At 59.8% G+C, this 19,459-nt stretch carries 18 protein-coding genes and 2 tRNA genes; 7 read left to right on the top strand and 13 right to left on the bottom strand.

What is annotated here, in order from left to right; translation table 11 throughout:
• Window positions 1-205 precede the first annotated feature (205 nt).
• On the top strand, window positions 206-400 hold the full coding sequence (locus AC1D1M_RS23485; protein WP_057716151.1) for a hypothetical protein: 195 nt from the start codon (window positions 206-208) through the stop codon (window positions 398-400).
• Here the strand turns inward: AC1D1M_RS23485 and AC1D1M_RS23480 are convergent, their stop codons facing one another.
• Window positions 401-823, bottom strand: a complete 423-nt coding sequence (locus AC1D1M_RS23480) for a quorum-sensing-regulated virulence factor family protein (protein WP_007990204.1) — start codon at window positions 821-823, stop codon at window positions 401-403.
• A gap of 189 nt (window positions 824-1,012) precedes the next feature.
• Between AC1D1M_RS23480 and AC1D1M_RS23475 the strand changes: the two genes are divergently transcribed.
• From AC1D1M_RS23475 to AC1D1M_RS23465, 3 genes are all read left to right on the top strand, one after another.
• Window positions 1,013-1,771, top strand: a complete 759-nt coding sequence (locus tag AC1D1M_RS23475; protein WP_477777446.1) for a tRNA-uridine aminocarboxypropyltransferase — start codon at window positions 1,013-1,015, stop codon at window positions 1,769-1,771.
• A gap of 218 nt (window positions 1,772-1,989) precedes the next feature.
• Window positions 1,990-2,640 carry a response regulator transcription factor ErdR gene (erdR, locus tag AC1D1M_RS23470; protein ID WP_008054094.1) on the top strand — a complete coding sequence of 217 codons (651 nt, stop codon included), beginning with the start codon at window positions 1,990-1,992 and terminating at the stop codon, window positions 2,638-2,640.
• Between the two features lie 74 nt (window positions 2,641-2,714).
• On the top strand, window positions 2,715-3,077 hold the full coding sequence (locus tag AC1D1M_RS23465) for a diacylglycerol kinase (RefSeq protein ID WP_150754183.1): 363 nt from the start codon (window positions 2,715-2,717) through the stop codon (window positions 3,075-3,077).
• On the opposite strand, the gene AC1D1M_RS23460 is transcribed toward AC1D1M_RS23465, so the two are convergent.
• Window positions 3,074-4,000 carry a LysR family transcriptional regulator gene (locus AC1D1M_RS23460; protein WP_046041182.1) on the bottom strand — a complete coding sequence of 309 codons (927 nt, stop codon included), beginning with the start codon at window positions 3,998-4,000 and terminating at the stop codon, window positions 3,074-3,076. The genes AC1D1M_RS23465 and AC1D1M_RS23460 overlap by 4 nt on opposite strands.
• A 147-nt stretch (window positions 4,001-4,147) precedes the next feature.
• Between AC1D1M_RS23460 and fpr the strand changes: the two genes are divergently transcribed.
• Window positions 4,148-4,927, top strand: coding sequence for a ferredoxin-NADP reductase (fpr, locus tag AC1D1M_RS23455; protein ID WP_008054100.1), 780 nt, complete (start codon window positions 4,148-4,150; stop codon window positions 4,925-4,927).
• A 180-nt stretch (window positions 4,928-5,107) separates the two neighbouring features.
• Here the strand turns inward: fpr and tsaA are convergent, their stop codons facing one another.
• The 6 genes from tsaA to rimO all read right to left on the bottom strand — a co-directional run bounded on the left by tsaA (window position 5,108) and on the right by rimO (window position 10,228).
• Complete coding sequence (tsaA, locus tag AC1D1M_RS23450; RefSeq protein WP_477777445.1) at window positions 5,108-5,803, bottom strand: tRNA (N6-threonylcarbamoyladenosine(37)-N6)-methyltransferase TrmO; 696 nt, start codon at window positions 5,801-5,803, stop codon at window positions 5,108-5,110.
• Between the two features lie 182 nt (window positions 5,804-5,985).
• On the bottom strand, window positions 5,986-6,756 hold the full coding sequence (locus AC1D1M_RS23445) for an SDR family oxidoreductase (protein WP_477777444.1): 771 nt from the start codon (window positions 6,754-6,756) through the stop codon (window positions 5,986-5,988).
• Window positions 6,757-6,891: 135 nt separating this feature from the next.
• Window positions 6,892-7,362 (bottom strand): YehS family protein, encoded by a 471-nt coding sequence (locus AC1D1M_RS23440; protein ID WP_046041186.1) that lies wholly within the window; start codon window positions 7,360-7,362, stop codon window positions 6,892-6,894.
• A 76-nt stretch (window positions 7,363-7,438) separates the two neighbouring features.
• On the bottom strand, window positions 7,439-8,149 hold the full coding sequence (locus tag AC1D1M_RS23435) for an rRNA pseudouridine synthase (RefSeq protein WP_043302481.1): 711 nt from the start codon (window positions 8,147-8,149) through the stop codon (window positions 7,439-7,441).
• A 156-nt stretch (window positions 8,150-8,305) separates the two neighbouring features.
• Window positions 8,306-8,779 carry a GNAT family N-acetyltransferase gene (locus AC1D1M_RS23430; protein ID WP_477777443.1) on the bottom strand — a complete coding sequence of 158 codons (474 nt, stop codon included), beginning with the start codon at window positions 8,777-8,779 and terminating at the stop codon, window positions 8,306-8,308.
• A gap of 111 nt (window positions 8,780-8,890) precedes the next feature.
• Window positions 8,891-10,228 carry a 30S ribosomal protein S12 methylthiotransferase RimO gene (rimO, locus tag AC1D1M_RS23425; protein ID WP_477777442.1) on the bottom strand — a complete coding sequence of 446 codons (1,338 nt, stop codon included), beginning with the start codon at window positions 10,226-10,228 and terminating at the stop codon, window positions 8,891-8,893.
• 291 nt (window positions 10,229-10,519) lie between these two features.
• Here rimO and AC1D1M_RS23420 point away from each other — a divergent pair, with 291 nt between their 5' ends.
• Window positions 10,520-12,421, top strand: a complete 1,902-nt coding sequence (locus AC1D1M_RS23420; RefSeq protein ID WP_477777441.1) for a potassium transporter Kup — start codon at window positions 10,520-10,522, stop codon at window positions 12,419-12,421.
• Between the two features lie 61 nt (window positions 12,422-12,482).
• Here AC1D1M_RS23420 and AC1D1M_RS23415 read toward each other — a convergent pair whose 3' ends face one another.
• The 4 genes from AC1D1M_RS23415 to AC1D1M_RS23400 all read right to left on the bottom strand — a co-directional run bounded on the left by AC1D1M_RS23415 (window position 12,483) and on the right by AC1D1M_RS23400 (window position 17,084).
• Window positions 12,483-13,778: a virulence factor family protein gene (locus AC1D1M_RS23415; RefSeq protein ID WP_477777440.1), complete on the bottom strand. Its 1,296-nt coding sequence runs from the start codon at window positions 13,776-13,778 to the stop codon at window positions 12,483-12,485.
• Complete coding sequence (mprF, locus tag AC1D1M_RS23410; protein ID WP_477777439.1) at window positions 13,778-16,420, bottom strand: bifunctional lysylphosphatidylglycerol flippase/synthetase MprF; 2,643 nt, start codon at window positions 16,418-16,420, stop codon at window positions 13,778-13,780. The genes AC1D1M_RS23415 and mprF overlap by 1 nt, the downstream gene beginning before the upstream one ends.
• A gap of 278 nt (window positions 16,421-16,698) precedes the next feature.
• Window positions 16,699-16,775, bottom strand: a tRNA-Met gene (locus AC1D1M_RS23405).
• 232 nt (window positions 16,776-17,007) lie between these two features.
• Window positions 17,008-17,084: transfer RNA gene (locus AC1D1M_RS23400), tRNA-Met, on the bottom strand.
• Between the two features lie 300 nt (window positions 17,085-17,384).
• On the opposite strand from AC1D1M_RS23400, the gene dinB reads away from it, so the two are divergent.
• Window positions 17,385-18,446: a DNA polymerase IV gene (gene dinB, locus AC1D1M_RS23395; RefSeq protein ID WP_477777438.1), complete on the top strand. Its 1,062-nt coding sequence runs from the start codon at window positions 17,385-17,387 to the stop codon at window positions 18,444-18,446.
• 55 nt (window positions 18,447-18,501) lie between these two features.
• Here dinB and AC1D1M_RS23390 read toward each other — a convergent pair whose 3' ends face one another.
• A complete protein-coding gene (locus AC1D1M_RS23390) occupies window positions 18,502-19,455 on the bottom strand; it encodes a hypothetical protein (protein WP_477777437.1) in 954 nt (317 codons plus the stop codon).
• Between the last annotated feature and the right edge of the window lie 4 nt (window positions 19,456-19,459).

The raw sequence follows: 19,459 nt of genomic DNA, 5'->3' as shown, positions 1-19,459 counted from the left end.
CACAAAGTCTTTCCTGGCAACCGCTTATTGACGATTTGCAAGGTGCTTTCACCGCTCGTCTGAACGCACGTCGCATGTGCTGCACTCTGATTTACTAAGTTACAGGTGCAACACGACAACTTTGCGTCAACGGCAAGGCGCACGGTACAAGCGGTTCAAGGATTTATCACTCAAGCCTGAGTGAAGTGCAGGGAGGCGGGAAACCATGGCCAGAGTCGTTCTGGAGATCGATACGCAACTGTATCGATTGCTGAAGTCATCAGCCGAGACCCATCATTTGAGTCTCGAAGAGGAGTGCTGCCGGCGTTTGCGCGGTGGCGAACGCCGTTCACATTACTTGCAGGCGTTGCTGGCAGAACTGCGCGCCGAAGATGAACAACGGCGCGCCAATTCCAGGTGATTACTTTTTCTTCTTGGCCGGTTGCAGGCAATCCGACTCCTGGAAGCTTGCGGAGCCGACCGGGCGGTTGGTCTTCACTTCGGTGAAGTCGTAACGCATGATTGCGCCCTTGGCCATCAGCTTGCGAAACCCTTCGTTTCGGCAGACAGAGGCTCCCAACTGGAAGTACACGGCTTTCGGGTCTGCACGCATCTTGTCGGCGTGGCTGCTCTGCACGCTCAGGTGGTTGATCAGCTGTTTGCCTTCAACGGTGTAGCCTTGATCGAGAATGTCTTCGTTGATCGCTCGAGGAGTGCCGACGCTGCTCTGGGTGGCGACGTTTTGCAGCATTTTGTTCAGTTCCGTGTCTTTCAAGGACGCAGCCTGGGCGTTGAAGGACGACGCCAGCAAAATGGCCGCAGTAGGAACGATAAGGCGCAGCATGAAACTCTCCTGGTTCAGTGATGCGGGGTTTGACCCGTCACGTGACTGTGCGTTCAGTGGCGGCGAATTATAGGGGAGGCGGGCTGGACGGTACAGGCTTGCGCCGGGCGCTCTGGTAAACTGCTGGCACTTTTTACCCTGTCGAGTGTTTTTCGTGTCGATTTCCCTTCTCTGTGGGCGTTGCCCGCTATGAGTCATACCCCCGCGCGCTTTGCCTTGAATGCTGTAGCCCGCTTGCGCGATCAGCGTGAGGAGGAGGGCATCAAGCCGATTCAGGCCCGTGGCTGGCGCGCGACGCGCTGCCGTGACTGCCGGGTGATCGAGAGCCACTGCCTGTGCGCATGGCGCCCGCAGGTCGCTACCCGCTCCGGCGTGTGCCTGATCATGACCAACAAGGAAGTGTTCAAACCGAGCAACACCGGTTGGCTGATCGCCGACGTGGTGCCTGACAACCATGCCTTCATCTGGTCCCGTACCGAGACCGATCCGAAGTTGCTGGCGCTGTTGTCCGACCCGCAATGGCAGCCTTACCTGGTGTTTCCGGGTGAGTACGTCGAACCTGAGCGTGTGACAAACAGCGTGGACGTCGATGGCACGAAGCGCCCGTTGTTCATTCTGTTGGATGCGACCTGGACCGAAGCACGGAAGATCTTTCGCAAGAGCCCCTATTTCGATCGATTGCCGATCCTCAGCCTGCTGCCGGAGAAACTCTCCCGCTACCGGTTGCGCCGCTCGACCCGCAGCGAGCATCTGTGCACGGCGGAAGTGGCGGCACTGTGCCTCGACCTTGCAGGCGATGTCGCCGCAGCATCGGCGCTGGACGCCTATTTCGATGTGTTCAGCCAGCATTACCTCGACGCCAAACATCAGTTGGACATGAACGTTTCGACCCCGGCGCACGCCGAGTTGATGCCCTATGTCCGGTCGGCAACCCCATTGATGGGCTGATTGTCGCGCATACTGCAATAAAGTGTACTGGCCATGTGGCTTGACCACCCCGGCTTCGCTGGGCATGCTTGGCGCCGATTAGGGTGCGGCCAGAGTTTGCAACGCCGATTTTGGTGTTGAGCGTGCCTTGTCAGTGCAGCTGCGTGGCTGTGTCTTGAGTTGTTTTGGCGAGGTCCGAACGCATCGGGCGTCCCATGAAAAACAGGATCATTTGAAAAATGGCCACATACGAAATCCTGATTGCCGATGACCACCCACTTTTTCGTAGTGCCCTGCATCAAGCGCTGACCCTGGGCCTTGGCCCGGATGTCCGACTGGTGGAAGTGGCGAGCATCGCCGAACTGGAAGTCCGCCTGACAGAAAAGTCCGACTGGGATCTGGTCCTGCTGGACTTGAACATGCCGGGGGCCTACGGTTTTTCCGGGTTGGTCCTGTTGCGCGGCCAGTACCCGCAGATTCCGGTGGTCATGGTCTCGGCCCAGGAAGAGCCAACCATCATGGTCAAGTCTCGTGAATTCGGCGCCAGTGGCTTCATTCCCAAATCCAGCGACTTGAGTGTGATCCAGAAAGCCGTGCGTGCGGTTCTCGATGGCGACGTGTTCTGGCCGCCACAGGCGTTCGAAGCGGTCAGTGTCTCGGATGAGGCCAAGGCGGCCAGCGAAGGTCTTGCCAGCCTCACCCCGCAACAATTCCGCGTGCTGACCATGGTCTGCGAAGGCCTGCTGAACAAGCAGATCGCCTACGAGCTGAGTGTTTCCGAGGCGACTATCAAGGCGCACGTGACCGCGATTTTCCGTAAACTGAATGTACGGACCCGGACTCAGGCCGCGCTGCTCTTGCAACAACTTGAGTCAATTTCCAGCCATTAAAGGCTGGCAAATTCACGCTTTTTTGACTTTGGTTGAACTAGCTTTCCCACTTCTTTTTGCCAGTTGCCCACTCTATGTCACCTTTCAAAGGCCAGACCGGCCTGAAACGTATTCTCAATGCCTCCGGTTATTCGCTGGACGGCCTGCGCGCAGCCTTCACCGGTGAAGCCGCCTTTCGGCAATTGGTATTGCTCAACGTCATCCTGATTCCTTTGTCGTTCTTCCTGAATGTCAGCCGGGTCGAGCGGGCGTTGTTGATCGCTGTATGCCTGTTGGCGTTGATCGTCGAGTTGCTCAACTCGGCCGTGGAAGCTGCCATCGACCGCATTTCCCTTGAGCGGCACCCGCTGTCCAAGAATGCCAAGGACATGGGCAGTGCCGCCCAGGCCGTGGCATTGAGCATGATTGCCCTGGTGTGGGCGGTGATTTTGCTCTAGGCGATCGTCGGCAGCACGATCTCGTCGCTGCGCTGAACCCCGGCGGTGAAAGCGCGGCACAGATCGAGGAACTCGCGCATCGCCGAGGTCTGATATTTTTGCTTATGCCAGATGAAATAAAACTGTCGCGCCAGATCCAGATCCGGCGTCTCGACAGGCACCAGGCTGCCGCGGCGGAATGCGTCGCGCAAAGCCAGCCTGGAAATGCAGCCAATCCCCAAACCTGATTCCACTGCGCGTTTGATCGCTTCGGTGTGCTCAAGCTCGAGGCGGATGTTTAACGAAGTGCGGTGATGGCGCATGGCTTGGTCGAAGGTCAATCGCGTGCCTGAGCCCTGTTCGCGCAAGATCCACGCTTCGTGGCTCAACTCGTCCATGGTGGCCGTGCCGCGCTTGGCCAGCGGATGCTGGGGGGCGCAAAACACCACCAATTCGTCCTCGACCCAGCTTTGCACTTCGATGTCCGGGTGGCTGCAGTCGCCTTCGATTAGACCCAGATCAATTTCATAGTGGGCCACTTGTTGCACGATATTGGCAGTGTTCTGCACATGCAGCTTCACCTGGCTTTCCGGGTGGCGCTGCATGAAGCTGCCGATCAACAATGTGGCCAGGTAATTGCCGATGGTCAGGGTCGCGCCCACGGCCAGTGAGCCGAAACCGGACTTGCCGTTGAGCAGGTCTTCGATTTCCTTGGCCTGGTCCAGCAGGGCGACCGCTTGCGGCAACAGTTGTTTTCCGAGGGCGTTCAGGCTCAACCGTTTGCCGGCACGGTCGAACAACTGGCAGCTGCACTGGCGCTCCAGTTCGGTGATCGAGGTGCTCGCCGCCGATTGCGAGAGGTTGAGCAGACCCGCGGCACGGGACACACTTTCCTGCTGGGCGACGGCGACGAATACTTGAAGTTGACGGAGAGTAAATCGCATATCGATATAACCGATAACCCTTATCTTAATAATCCATTTAACAGATATTGTCTCTGCCTTTAGAATGCGATGCAATTGCGCAGAGCTGGCTTTTTTGCAGAGCAGGCGCCGAACACGCGCAGACAAATCTCCAGGAGTCCCACGTACATGAGCAACATGAACCACGAGCGTGTCCTCAGTGTTCACCACTGGAACGACACTCTGTTCAGCTTCAAGTGCACCCGTGATCCGGGCCTGCGCTTCGAGAACGGTCAGTTCGTGATGATCGGCCTGCAACAGCCCAACGGCCGCCCGCTTATGCGCGCTTACTCGATTGCCAGCCCGAACTGGGAAGAGCATCTCGAGTTCTTCAGCATCAAGGTGCCTGATGGTCCGCTGACTTCGCAGTTGCAGCATCTGAAGGAAGGCGACGAGATCATTATCAGCAAGAAGCCTACCGGCACGCTGGTACTGGATGACTTGAAGCCAGGCAAACATTTGTACCTGCTCAGCACCGGTACCGGTCTGGCGCCGTTCATGAGCGTCATCCAGGACCCGGAAACCTACGAGCGTTTCGAAAAAGTGATCCTGTGCCACGGCGTGCGTTACGTCAACGAAGTCGCTTACCGCGAGTTCATCACCGAGCACCTGCCGCAGAACGAATTCTTCGGCGACGCGCTGCGTGACAAGTTGATCTACTACCCGACCGTGACCCGCGAGCCGTTCGAGAACGAAGGTCGCCTGACCGACCTGATGCGCAGCGGCAAGCTGTTCAGCGACATCGGTCTGCCACCGATCAACCCGCAGGACGACCGCGCCATGCTGTGCGGCAGTCCGAGCATGCTAGACGAGACCAGCGAAGTGCTGAACAGCTTTGGCCTGAAAGTTTCGCCGCGGATGCGCGAGCCGGGTGATTACCTGATCGAGCGTGCGTTCGTCGAGAAGTGACCTCAGGTCACTTGTAGGAGCTAGCTTGCTAGCGATGGTCGTCAACGATAACGCGTGTTCACCGGGTAAACGCGGTGTGTTCGAGTTCATCGCTGGCAAGCCAGCTCCTACAGTTGCTGCGTAGCACAAAGAAAGCCCGCGTGACCTGAGAAGGTGACGCGGGCTTTTTCGTTTCCGGGATTATTTGACAGGAATGACTTCCAGGACGCGGATCAGCTCCGGTGTCGGGTAATGCCAACGCACATCCAGATCCCAGAACTGCGCGCCGTATTCCCGCTCGGGTGCAGGCGTTTGATAGGCCGGGCGTGGATCCTGTGCCAGGCATTGCTCGATCAACTCAATCAAAGGCTCCTCCAGGCGCTGAGCATGCTCGTGAGCCTGTTGCAGCGCTGCATCCGTCCACTGCACGGGGATCAGCTGCGGCGCGGCGCTGGCGATGCTGTTGGTGGCTGTATCGATGATATCGGCGTAGGGCACGTAAGGTTTGATATCGAGAATCGGCGTGCCATCCAGCAGATCGATGCCCGAGATCCACAAGCGGTTGGCTTCGACCTTGTCCAGTTTCACCACTGACTGTCCAATGCCATTGGGGCGGTGGGTTGCGCGAGTGGCAAACACGCCCATGGACTTATTGCCGCCCAGACGCGGCGGGCGGACCTTCAAACGAGGCTTTTCTTCCAGGGCCTGGTGGAACAGGAACAGCAGCCACACGTGGCTGACCTGCTCCAGGCCTTGCACCGCATCCCCTTGATCGAACGGTGCCACCAGTTCCAGCACGCCACGGGCGGCCGGGGCCAGTTGAGGTTGACGCGGAATGGCGAACTTCTCCTTGAAGCAGGAGCGCACGAAGCCGATGGGGGAAACGCTGTAGGTCATGGTTTGGGGTCGAGGCGGGATGAGGTGGGTATGATAACCCGATCGGTCTGTATTCAGTTGTGCCTGTACCGGCCCCATCGCGGGCAAGCCCGCTCCCACAGGGGGCCAGGGTGAACACAGATGTTGTATACGCCAAAGAACCTGTGGGAGCGTGGCTTGCCCGCGATGGCCGCACCGCCGATCTAGAGACTGAACCCGCCATCCAGCGGAATGATGTTCCCGGTCATATACGCTCCGGCGGTGCTTGCCAGGCTGATCGCCAGCGCCGCCATCTCTTCCTCGCGGCCCCAACGCTTCATTGGGATCAACGCCGTATCCTGCGCCAGCGCCTGTTCATCATTGCCAATGTGCTGGGTCATCTTGCTCGGAAAACGCCCCGGGGCGATCACATTGACGTTGATGTGCTGGCTCACCAGTTCGCGCGCCAGAATCCTCGACAGTTGGTGCAACGCAGCCTTGCTCGGCCCGTAGGCATAAGCCTGCTCGCCGAAGGAGGAAATCCCGGCCACCGATCCGATGTTGATGATCCGCGCCGGATTCACTTCGGAGCCGGCCTTGCGCAGCAGTGGCAGGAACTGCTGGATGCAGTTGAACACCGAGGTCACGTTGAGCTGCATGACCTTCTCCCAGCCCTTGATCGGGTAGCTTTCAAGTGGCGCGCCCCAGGTGGTACCGGCGTTGTTCACCAGTATGTCCAGATGGGAGATCTGCTCGCCCAGGCGTGTGGCCAGTTGCAGGACGCCTTCTTCGGTGGCGAGGTTGGCCGCCATGGCGTGGCAGCGTCCAAGTGCACCGAGTTCGTCGACGGTTTGCTGGCAGGCTTCGGCGTCGCGGGCGCAGACGAACACCGTGGCACCCGCCTCGACATAGGCCTTGGCGATCATTTTGCCGATACCGCGGGTGCCGCCGGTCACCAGGGCGGTGCGGCCTTGCAGGGAAAAGTAGGGATGCATGGCGAATCCTGAGAGCTGAGGTCTTTACACCCTAGTCGTCAGCCGCGGTCAGCGGAGCCACTATTTTCGAAGGGAATGAGGGGCCATTCGGCCCGGCCTTGAGCTGCATGCATGCAGCTCAAGGATGGCGGGCGTTTATTGCGGGCGAACGCGCAGGGTCAGGCCCTTGAGGAAGTTACGCAGCAGCTGGTCGCCGCACGGGCGATAGTTGGTGTGGCCGAACTTGCGAAACAGCGCGCTCAACTCAGGCTTGGACACCGGGAACTCGGCGGCCTTGAGGATCGCGTGCATGTCGTCTTCTTTCAGCTCGAACGCCACCCGCAGTTTCTTGAGGATGATGTTGTTGGTCACCGGCACTTCGATCGGCTGCGGCGGACGGCTTTCGTCCTTGCCACGCTTGAAGATCACCAGGCCGTCGAGGAAGTGCGCCATGACTTCGTCCGGGCAGCGGACGAAGCCTTCCTCGTCTTCCTCTTTCTTGTCGAGGTAGGTAAGCAGGTCCGGCAGGGTCACGTCCAGGCCGCCGAGCTTGATGATCTCGATGACTTTCTTGTCGCTGATGTCGAGCATGTAGCGCACGCTGCGCAGTACGTCGTTATGAATCATGTGTGCAGTCCTGATAATTCAGCTATGGGCACCGCCGAAAACAGCAGCGCCGAAAGGTGTGGCGGCGTGGGAAGCCTTAGAACTTCTCTTTGCCGGACAAGTAGCGCCATTGCCCCACGGGCACTTTGCCGATGGACACGCCGCCGATGCGGATGCGGCGGATGGCGACGACCTTCAGGCCGACGGCCTGGCACAGCTGGGCGATGATGCCCGGTTGCGGGTTCTTCATGGCAAAGCGCAGGCGGTTTTCGTTCTGCCAGCTGGCCTTGACCGCCGGCAACTCCTTGCCCTTGTAGGTCAGGCCGTGGTTCAGACGGTTGAGGCCGTGGGCCACCATCTCACCTTCAACCTCGACCACATACTCCTGCTCGATCTTGCTGGAGTCGGCGGTGAGTTTGCGCAGGATTTTCCAGTCCTGGGTGAACACCAGCAGACCGCTGGCGTTGGCCTGCAGGTCGGTGCTGGCGGTCAGGCGCAGGAAGTGCCCGCGCAACGGGCGTTTGCCGTAGCGGTGCTCTTCGCTCAGGGTCTCGGCGCCGAGGGTGGCCATGGCGGTGTCTGCGTCCATGCCGGCGGGCACGTTCAGCAGCAAGGTCACCGGCTCTGGCGCAGTGGCCTTGGCTTCGGGATCGAGTTCGACTTTCTGGGTGTCGACCTTGAATTGCGGCTCGTCGATGACTTCACCGTCGACGGTGACCCAGCCGCCCTCGATGAACAGCTCAGCCTCCCGACGGGAGCAGCCGACGAGTTCGATGAGGCGTTTGGAGAGACGAATCGGGTCAGTCATGTCAGGGCCGTAACAAAAAAGGGGTGGGCATTGTACCTGCCTGGCGCCGGTTAATCCCGGTTCCATTTGTAGGAGCTGCCGAAGGCTGCGATCTTTTGATCTTTAAAAGCAAAGTTCGCAGCCTTCGGCAGCTCCTACACGGGTATCGGTGTTGTGTCAGCCGTGCTGCGAAAGTTTGTGATCCTGGCGCATACGCATGTGCAACAACGGATACGGCTGGCCCATGCCATCGACCTCCGAGCGACCGATGACCTCGAAACCCTGCTTGAAGTAAAAACCGAGGGCTTGCGGGTTCTGTTCGTTGACGTCCAGTTCGTCGGCGTTCAGGTGTTCCAGGGCATAGCGCAACAACTTCTTGCCCAGGCCCTGGCCGCGATGGTCAGGGTCGATGAAGAGCATTTCGATCTTGCCGGCCGCGACGCCGGCGAACCCGGTGATGCGCTGGCTCGAATCCTTGGTGCAGATCAGCATCACCGAGTCGAGGTAGCGGGTCAGCACCAGGTTTTTCAGCAGTTCGATATAGCTGTCTGGCAGAAAGTCGTGGGTGGCGCGTACCGAGGCCTCCCAGACCCGGGTCAATTCTTCGTAGTCGCCAAGTTTCGGCGTGTGGATGACCGAATGCTGACGCATGCCCGTCTGCCCCTGATGCGTGAGTGGTGTAAATCCGTTCAATCTCAAACGATAGCCGTAAAAAAGCCCCGCATCTCGTCAAGAGAGCGGGGCTTTGCGTATTTTTTGCGTTTAGATCTGTTCAGCCCACAGATCGTATTCGTCGGCGTCGGTCACTTTGCACCAGACCTTGTCGCCTGGCTTGAGGTTGCTGCCGTTGTCGATGAATACGTTGCCGTCGATTTCCGGGGCATCGAAGAAGCAGCGGCCCACCGCACCTTGCTCGTCGACTTCATCGACCAGCACTTCGATCTCACGACCGATGCGCATTTGCAGGCGCGCCGAGCTGATGGCCTGCTGGTGCGCCATGAAGCGCTCCCAACGGTCCTGCTTGACGTCGTCCGGGACGACTTCCAGGTCCAGGTCATTGGCCGGTGCGCCTTCTACCGGCGAGTACTGGAAGCAGCCGACGCGGTCGAGCTGGGCTTCGGTCAGCCAGTTTAGCAGGTACTGGAAGTCTTCTTCGGTTTCGCCCGGGAAGCCGACGATGAAGGTCGAACGGATGATCAGGTCCGGGCAGATTTCGCGCCAGTTCTTGATCCGCGCCAGGGTCTTGTCTTCGAAGGCCGGGCGTTTCATCGACTTCAGCACTTTCGGGCTGGCGTGCTGGAACGGGATGTCCAGGTACGGCAGGATCTTGCCGGCGGCCATCAACGGAATCAGCTCGTCAACGTGCGGGTACGGGTAAACGTAGTGCAGACGAATCCAGACGCCGAGGGTGCTCAGGGCTTCGCAGAGTTCGGTCATGCGGGTTTTCACCGGCGCGCCGTTCCAGAAACCGGTGCGGTATTTCACGTCGACGCCGTAGGCGCTGGTGTCCTGGGAGATCACCAGCAGCTCTTTGACGCCGGACTTGACCAGGCGCTGGGCCTCGTCGAGCACGTCACCCACCGGGCGGCTGACCAGTTTGCCGCGCATCGACGGGATGATGCAGAAGCTGCAGCTGTGGTTGCAGCCTTCGGAAATCTTCAGGTAGGCATAGTGGCGCGGGGTCAGTTTGATACCTTGTGGCGGCACCAGGTCGATCAGCGGGTTGTGGTCCTGGCGCGGCGGCACGACGTCGTGCACGGCGTTGACCACTTGCTCGTACTGCTGCGGACCGGTCACGGCCAGCACGCTCGGGTGTACATTGCGAATGTTGCCTTCTTCGACGCCCATGCAGCCGGTCACGATGACCTTGCCGTTTTCCTTGATGGCTTCGCCGATCACTTCCAGGGACTCGGCCTTGGCCGAATCGATGAAGCCGCAGGTGTTGACCACTACAACGTCGGCGTCCTGATAGGTGGACACGACGTCATAGCCTTCCATGCGCAGCTGGGTAAGGATGCGCTCGGAGTCGACCAATGCTTTCGGGCAACCCAGGGATACGAAGCCAACCTTTGGATTGGCCGGCGCAGGAGTGGTGGACATGTCTAACCTCGGTATTTTGTGACGCCGCTTGCCGGGCAGGGCAAAATCGACGGACGGGCGCTTGAACTGCGCCTCTGATCAAAAAGTGCGCAATTCTAGCGATGAGTCGTTCACTTGACCAGCTTTATGCAGGGAAATACGACGAGTGCTGCGCTATGCTTCGCGCCGTTGGGCTTTACCAATTTTTTACAGTCAACAAAACGTCTGTAACTGTAAGTAAAACAGCGCATGCTGCACGACAAAGCATAGTGCTTCTTCAAAGAAGCCGGGTCTGGGAAGTAGGAGTGGTGGATGGGTCAGGCAAGTAGTCAGGCTGCGGGCGCCGAGCATTCGGCGGCGAAGCCGATCGGCATGCTGGTCGCGGCGGTCGGGGTGGTTTATGGCGATATCGGCACCAGTCCGTTGTACACCCTCAAAGAAGTGTTTTCCGGAGGCTATGGCGTACCGGTCAACCATGACGGGGTACTGGGGATCCTGGCGCTGATCTTCTGGTCGCTGATCTGGGTCGTGTCGATCAAGTACATGATGTTCGTGCTGCGCGCCGACAACCAGGGCGAAGGCGGGATCATGGCCTTGACTGCACTGGCCCGGCGGGCGGCGGCGGGGCACGCGAAATTGCGCATGTTGCTGGTGGTCTGCGGGCTGATCGGCGCGGCGTTGTTCTATGGCGACAGCATGATTACCCCGGCGATCTCCGTGCTGTCGGCGATTGAAGGCCTGGGGCTGGCCTTCGAAGGCATCGACCATTGGGTCGTGCCGCTGTCGCTGGTAGTGCTGGTCGCGCTGTTTCTGATCCAGCGTCACGGTACGGCGCGCATCGGCATTCTATTCGGGCCGATCATGGTCACCTGGTTCCTCGTGCTGGGGGCACTCGGCGTCTATGGCATCAGCCAGCATCCGGAAGTTCTGCAAGCGATGAACCCGGTATGGGGCGTACGTTTCTTCGTGGTCCATCCGGGCATGGGCGTGTCAATTCTCGGTGCCGTGGTGCTGGCATTGACCGGTGCCGAAGCGCTGTACGCGGACATGGGCCACTTCGGCCGCAAACCGATCGCTCGTGCCTGGTTCATCCTCGTGCTGCCGGCGTTGGTACTGAACTATTTTGGTCAGGGTGCCTTGCTGCTAGGCGACCCGGAAGCGGCCCGTAACCCGTTCTACCTGCTGGCACCGAGCTGGGCATTGATCCCGCTGGTCGGGCTGTCGACCCTGGCCACGGTGATTGCCTCGCAAGCGGTGATTTCCGGTGCGTTCTCTCTGACACGTCAGGCGATCCAGCTCGGTTATATTCCGCGCATGTACATCCAACACACCTCCAGTGCTGAACAAGGCCAGATCTACATTGGCGCGGTGAATTGGGCGCTGATGGTCGGCGTGGTGCTGCTGGTGCTGGGTTTCGAATCCTCCGGAGCCCTGGCCTCGGCCTATGGTGTGGCGGTGACCGGGACCATGCTGATGACCAGCATTCTGGTGTCCGCGGTGATCCTGCTGTTGTGGAAGTGGCCACCGGTCCTTGTGGTGCCGATCCTGTTGGGTTTCCTGTTGGTAGACGGTGTGTACTTCGCCGCCAACGTGCCGAAAATCGTTCAGGGCGGTGCATTCCCGGTGATCGCCGGTTTCGCGCTGTTTGTGCTGATGACCACCTGGAAGCGCGGCAAGCAGTTGCTGGTCGAGCGTATCGATGAGGGTGGATTGCCGCTGCCGATCTTCATCAGCAGCATTGCCGTACAACCGCCCCATCGCGTTCAGGGCACCGCTGTGTTCCTGACGGCACGGCCGGATGCCGTGCCCCACGCGCTGTTGCACAACCTGCTGCATAACCAGGTACTGCACGAGCAAGTGGTGCTGCTGACGGTGGTGTACGAAGACATCCCGAGGGTACCGCCAGCACGACGGTTCGAGGTCGATGCCTACGGCGAGGGTTTCTTTCGGGTGATCCTGCACTTCGGCTTTACCGACGAGCCGGACGTACCGAAGGCGTTGAAACTGTGTCATCTCGATGAGCTGGACTTCAGTCCGATGCGCACCACGTACTTCCTCAGCCGCGAGACGGTCATTGCCTCCAAGCTCGAAGGCATGCCCCGTTGGCGTGAGGCGCTGTTTGCCTTCATGTTGCAGAACGCCAATGGCAACCTGCGTTTCTTCAATCTGCCGCTGAACCGGGTGATTGAGCTAGGTACTCAGGTCGAGATGTAAGTGACCCACAAAAAAGCCCCCGTTGCCTTGCGGCAGCGGGGGCTTTTTGCTGGCTGTCAGATCACTCTGTAGCAGCCGTTTCCTTCGGCTGACGCTTCTCGATGATATCCACCAGACGCTTGGCCAGCGCCGGGTAGTTCTCGTCGAAGTGGTGGCCGCCAGGCAGCTTGATGGCTTCGCCCACCGCAGTCTTGTCGGTGCAGCCACTCTCGTCGGTTTCTTCTTCACCGTAGATGCACACCACTTTGGCGGCTGGCAGTTTGGCCATTTCCGGGCCGGTGGCGGCTTCTTTGCCGGCGTTGCCGAGCCAGCCTTCGACTTCGATCTCGAAGCTGCCGGTACGGGCGAAGGCCAGCAGGATGATCGCGTCGACGCGTTGCTGCTCCGACTCGGCCAGGCGGTTGTAGATCGCCGGCAGAACATCCGCGCCGAACGAGTAGCCGGTAAGGATGAAGCGCTTGGTGCCCCATTTTTGCCGGTAGTGTTGCATCAGTTCAGCCAGGTCCAGCGCGCTTTGCTCCGGGCTCTTGTGCTGCCAGTAGTAGCGCAGGGTGTCGATGCCAACCACCGGGTAGCCGATCTTGGCCATCTCGCCCGCTACGTCGCGGTCGAGGTCGCGCCAGCCGCCGTCACCGGACAGGAACAGGGTGACGGTGTCCCTGGCCTGGCCTGCCGGCACTTCGACCACCGGGATCTGCAGGCCGCCAGCGGCCTTGTCACCACCGACGAGGATCTTGCGCAGCTCGTTGTTCAGCACTTGTGGAAGGTTGATGTCGTAGTCGCTGATGCTGGTTTCGGCATTGAGCTGGTCGCGCACGAAGCCGGCGCTGGTGTCGTCCGGGTTGTCGTTCCATGCCACCAGCCAGTGGCCGTGGGCCGCGCTTTTCGGCAGCAGGTGCGTGCAGCCGGGCTTTTCCAGGGCCAGGTCCACCGAAACGGCCTGGGCTTTGTCATTTTTCTGCTCGGACAACCAGCGCCAGGCCAGCACGGCACCCGGGCCGATGCCGCTGACCAGGGTCGCCGGGCCTTTCAGCTCTCTCAGGCCCGATTGCAGGGCACGGCTTTGCAGCAGGCAGTCTTTGGGCAGGATCACCTGGACAATTTGCGCCGAGCCACTGCGGCTGAGGGTCATCAATTGCTTGTCGCTGAGTTTCTGGTCTTCGCTGACGGCCACCAGCACCTGGGCGCGTGGCGTGTTGCCGGGGATGACACGGGTCATCGCCGCACCATCGGCCGGGGTCAGCAATTCGAGGGTCGGTTCCGGTGCCGGGCGTTTCAGGTACCAGTAACCGCCACCGAGAACCAGGGCCACTATCACCAGTGTGCCCAATACGTACCGCAAGGAGCGTTGAATCATCAGCGTTTCACCAATCCGGTCAAGCCGCCCGCGATCAGGGCGGCAGTGTCGGCCAGCGCAACCAGCGGATCGAGTCCGGCGGGCACGGCCATATAACGGGGTTCCCAATCAGGCTGGAACTTGTCTTTGAAGCGGCGCAAGCCCTGGAAGTTGTACAGCTGCTCACCACGGCGGAATACCATCGAGCCCAGGCGCTGGGTCAATGGCGCACCACGACGGGGTTGCAACCCCGACAACGGCACCATGCCCAGGCTGAAACGCGCGTACCCATGGTTTTTATAATGTTGAATCAGGCCGACCATCATGAACTCCATGGTCAGCTTCGGGGCATCCGGGTGCGCGCGCATCAGGTCGAGGCTGGCCAGGTCATGACCGTAGGTCTCGAGCAGGTTGGCGAACGCCACTGGACGTCCTTCGAAACGAATCACCGCGATGCGGAAATACTTGAGGTAGTCATCGCTGAAGCGGCCGAGAGAGAAGCCTTTCTCGCGCACGTTCTTGCCGGTGAGCCAGGCATCTGAAATCACCTTGAGCTCATCCATCGGCGCCTGGCCCGGCTCGAAAATCTCCAGCGACAGACCATCGCGTGTGCCTCGGTTCCAGGTGTAGCGCAGGTCCTTCATCTCTTTGCCCTTGGCTTCGAGATCAAAACGCTTGAGGTCGACCCGGGCTTCTTCGCCGAGCTTGATCGCGGTCAGGCCGATGTCCATGTAGTACGGCAGGTTCTCTGCGCGCACTTGATAGAACACGGGGCGGGCGTGGTGGATGTCGCACAGGTCGCGGAACTGCCAGATCATTTCCGCCCGTTGCTGGCCCGGGCCGATCGGGTCGTACAACGCCACCAGGCTGCGGCCGCGACGGGCGTACATCAGGAACGCTTCGTCATTGGGGTGAAACAGCAGCGCCTTGTCACCGGTCAGGGCCAGGCCGCCATCCGGTTGGGCCGATGCCATGAGGATCTTGCTGGCGCGCTCCAGTTCGTCGGGCGTTGGCAGGTGAATGACCGGACGCGCGGTGCGCAGTAGCCAGGTCAGGGACACCACCACCAGCAGCACCGCGGCACCGAGCAGTGAACGCAGGCCGCGAGGGGCATCGGCGTCGAGGGTGAACTGCCACCAGAGTTGGTGGCTGTACGGAACGTCCTGATAGGCGAACAGCAGCAACCAGATCGATGCACCGAGCACGCACAGGCTGGCCACCAGGTACAGCGGCGAGAACGGTACTTCGGTCAGGCGGCTGGGGCGATAGAACGAGCGGCGGAATACCCCGAGCAGGCTCGCCGTCAGCACCATCAGGCTGGCTTCTTCCCAGTCGAAGCCTTTGAGCAGTGAGAGCAGGGCACCGACCAGCAACAGAATGGTGGTCAGCATCCACGCGGCCGACAGCCGGCGACGCAGCCCCTGGGCCAGCAACAGGCAAAGAACGCCGACCAGGCTGGCGCCAAAGTGCGAAGCATCGACCAGTCGATGGGGGATCAGAAAACCGATGTGTTCCAGGCGGGTGTCAATTTCCGGGGTGGCGCCGGAGAACAGCAGGACAACACCGGACAGGAATACCAGCACCGCCAGTATCGGAGCCGCCAGGCCTGAGGCCGCGCGCAACGTCTGGCGTGTCTGGAACAGGCGCTGACCTTCGTTGATCAGCAGCAGCAGGCAGGCCACCAGCAAGGGCAGGACCACGTAGATCAAGCGATAGAGCAGCAGGGCGGCCGCCAGTGGCGCAGCGCCAAGGGTGTCGGAAAACGCCGCCAGCAAAATCGCCTCGAACACTCCGACACCGCCCGGCACATGGCTGAGCACACCGGCGGCCAGAGCCAGCAGGTAAACCAGAAGGAACGCACCGAAGGGCGGCGTTTCCGGCAGCAGCAGATAGAGCACGGTCGCGGCGGCCGCTACGTCCAGGGCGGTGATGATCAATTGCAGGAACGTCAGGCGACGCCCGGGCAGGCGCAAGGTGCGACGCCCGACCTTGACCAGCAGGTTGTCCGGGTAAGGCTGTTCCGGCAGCCGACGACGGTAGATCCCGATGGCCAGCACCGAAAACAGTACGAGCACGGCGCTCGCCACCACGCCCAGCAAAGTCTCGGAGAGACCCAGGGCGGTGGACGCGGCTGGCAGGTCGCTGAGCGTCGCCAGGGCGGCTAGCGGCGGCAGGGCGCAACCCAGTGAGAGGCTGGCGAACAGCGTCATGTGGGCGACTTCAGCCGCTCCCAGGCCATGACGGGCGTAGAGGCGATAGCGCACCGAACCGCCCGACAACATTGACAGACCGATGGCATTGCCGATGGCAAAGGCCGTGAAACCGCCCAGTGCCAGCGTGCGCGGTGCCAGGCTCACTCCGGCATAGCGGCTGGCCGACCATTCGTAGCCGAGCAGAATGATGAAACCGACCACAGTTGCAGCCAGTGCGCCCATCAAGGCAGGTTTCGGCACTTCGAGGATCGAGTCGTGCAACGCGTAAAGGTCGAGTTCGCTCAACAGGTGGCGACAGGCAATCAGCGCGATCGCGAACAACAGCAGGGTGACCGCCAGGCCAATGGGTTGACGGTATTTGCTCAATCGATCAAGCAGGCGCAGACGCTCAGCCTTGATCGGTTGTGTCGCTGTGACAGTGTCCTGTGAATCAGACGAGTTGGCGCGCATCAATCACCTCTTGGATTGTGCGCGACAGGATGGGGGTATCCAGCCAAGTTACCAATCCCTGCAGAAAAAAATAATCACAAATATTAACGCCTATCACCGGGCGGTGGGGATGGCGCGACATCAGTCGTGAAGGCTTCAGCCTGCGATAGAGCATAGTCTGAACCCGGCGCATGGGTGACCCCAAACGGCTTGCTACACAGTGACAGATCATTGTTGCGAAAGGACTTTTTCAACAGATACAAAAAAGGCCACTCTTTCGAGTAGCCTTTTTTGATGTTTGGTTGCGGGAGCCGGATTTGAACCGACGACCTTCGGGTTATGAGCCCGACGAGCTACCAGACTGCTCCATCCCGCGTCTGTGTGGCGGCATTCTATAGAGTAATGCCGGGGTGTCAACCGTTAATCCTGAATCAGGTCAAATAAACGTTGAATCGCGGCAAGCGGTCGCAGCGATGGCCTAAGTTTCGGAATCAGAAAGATTTCTGCTTTCTGCTTGATCCGGTTGGGAAGGCTGGTTTCGGTGCTCGGCGCTACAAAACAAGCGCACACAAAAAAGGCCACTCTTTCGAGTAGCCTTTTTTGATGTTTGGTTGCGGGAGCCGGATTTGAACCGACGACCTTCGGGTTATGAGCCCGACGAGCTACCAGACTGCTCCATCCCGCGTCTGTGTGGCTCATTCTATAGAGATGCGCTCGGGTGTCAACCTCCAATTCCGATAAAACCTCTTCCCGTTCAATCGGTTAGCGTTCAAAAGGGGAGGTCGACCGGTCTGCGAGGCAGGCAGGACAAGGCCTGCGCGTCTATTGAAAGTAATTTTTCGATTGAAAAAATAAATTCACAATCGACTCTTCCTACGATTGGAAAAGAACATTCAGACTACTGGTGCTATATACAGGTGTCGGTGAGATACTGTTTGTCCGGCACGCCATGACGCCTTTTCTTTGCCATGAACACGGCTTTGCTATGACTCAACGCAAGATCATCCACGTCGATTGTGACTGCTTCTATGCAGCCATCGAAATGCGCGACGACCCACGCCTCGCCGGTAAACCACTGGCGGTAGGCGGCTCGGCGGATCGGCGTGGGGTGATCGCGACCTGCAATTATGAGGCGCGAGCGTACGGGGTGCGTTCGGCGATGTCCTCCGGGCATGCCTTGAAGCTGTGCCCGGACCTGACCATCGTCAAGCCACGCATGGATGCCTATAGAGAAGCGTCCAGGGAAATCCACACGATTTTTCGCGATTACACCGAGATCATCGAGCCGCTCTCGCTCGATGAGGCGTACCTCGATGTGTCGGACAGTGCGCATTTCGGTGGTAGCGCAACGCGCATCGCCCAGGACATCCGGCGCCGGGTCTCCAACCAGTTGCATATCACCGTGTCGGCGGGCGTGGCGCCGAACAAATTTCTGGCCAAGATCGCCAGTGACTGGAAAAAGCCTAACGGCCTGTTTGTCATCACTCCGGACCAGGTCGAGGACTTTGTCAGTGGCTTGCCGGTGAGCAAATTGCACGGGGTCGGCAAAGTCACCGCCGACAAGCTCGGCAAGCTGGGTATCACCGATTGCCTGCAATTGCGCGAGTGGGACAAGTTGGCGCTGGTGCGTGAGTTCGGCAGCTTTGGCGAGCGACTCTGGAGCCTGGCCCGTGGGATCGATGACCGTGTTGTGCACAACGACAGTCGTCGTCAGTCGATCAGTGTTGAAAATACCTACGACGTTGACCTGCCGGACCTGAAGAGTTGCCTGGATAAGTTACCCGAGCTGCTGGAGACCCTGGCTGGCCGCATGGCGCGAATCGACAGCAGCTATCGTCCGGGCAAGCCATTCGTCAAAGTGAAGTTTCACGACTTCACCCAGACTACATTGGAGCAGGCCGGGGCAGGGCGGGATCTGGGGAGTTATCAGTTGATGTTGACCCAGGCTTTCAATCGCGGCGGTAAACCGGTGCGGTTGTTGGGCGTCGGCGTGCGGCTGGAGGACTTGCGGGGCGGGTTTGAGCAGATGGAGTTGTTTGAACGGTAGTCGGGTGGTGAGTTTGAGGGCACCATCGCGAGCAGGCTCGCGATGCCTTCAACTTTTAATTCAGTCCCGGATTCGCCACCAGTCGCTCGCCGTTCCGGGCTAGCGACTTCAGGAACTCGCTCTGTAATTCGGGATCGTTGCGCGTCAGTTCGATCAGACTCTGTTCCAGTTCGCTGGCTTCTTCTTCAAGACCCAGCTCCGACAGGCGTTTGACCCGGTGGACCCATTGATTGACTTCGTCACCTTCGAGGTCGTCATAAATCAGCCCGTGGGCCTCATAGAGCTTGCTGCGCAAGTTGCTGCTGATGGTCAGGGTGGAATCGTTGTGCACGTTACCCTGGGCATCCTCAACACGGATCAGCAACCGGCTCAGATGATTGATGTCATGTTCGGCGAACGGGCTGTCCAACAGATTCAGGCGTAGCACGCCGTTTTTGTCGGTGGTCAGTTCGAAGGTTTCGTTGCCGGCCTTGACCTCGACCGGACGCTCGCTCCAGGGCAGGCTTGAGTATTCCGTGCGTTTGTCGCGCTGGACTTCACCAATACCGGCCAGGTTTTGCTGCGCGCGGCCGTGGGACTGCACGTTCATGAACGGGTTGAGCCCGGCGAAACCGTAGCTCAGCCAGTCCTTGGTCACGCTGTCCGGCAGATTGCCAAGGGCGAACACATTGACCACGTTGGCACCGATACCCGCCACCACGGCCACCGCGCCCAGCGGGATTTCGTAAATCTCCCGCCAGGGTTGGTACGGCGTATAGCGGTCGTAGTGACGCGTGACTTCGTACTCGGTGACTTCGAAAGTCTTCTGCTCGTGGATTTTCACCCGCCGTTGCGGCAGCTCAAGCACCTTGGGCTCACCGACATCGATCTGCAGGCTGTGATCGAGCAATTTGCGCTCGACACGTTCCTCTTGCTCGCTGCGTTGTGACATGTGATTGGCACAGCCGCTGACCAGCAGGGCGCCGCACAAGGCGGCGCCACCGAGGCCTAAGGTGTTTCGCTTGAACATGACG

The sequence above is a fragment of the Pseudomonas sp. P1_F7 genome (assembly GCF_056405655.1).
This window is presented reverse-complemented; position numbering and strand designations above follow the sequence as displayed.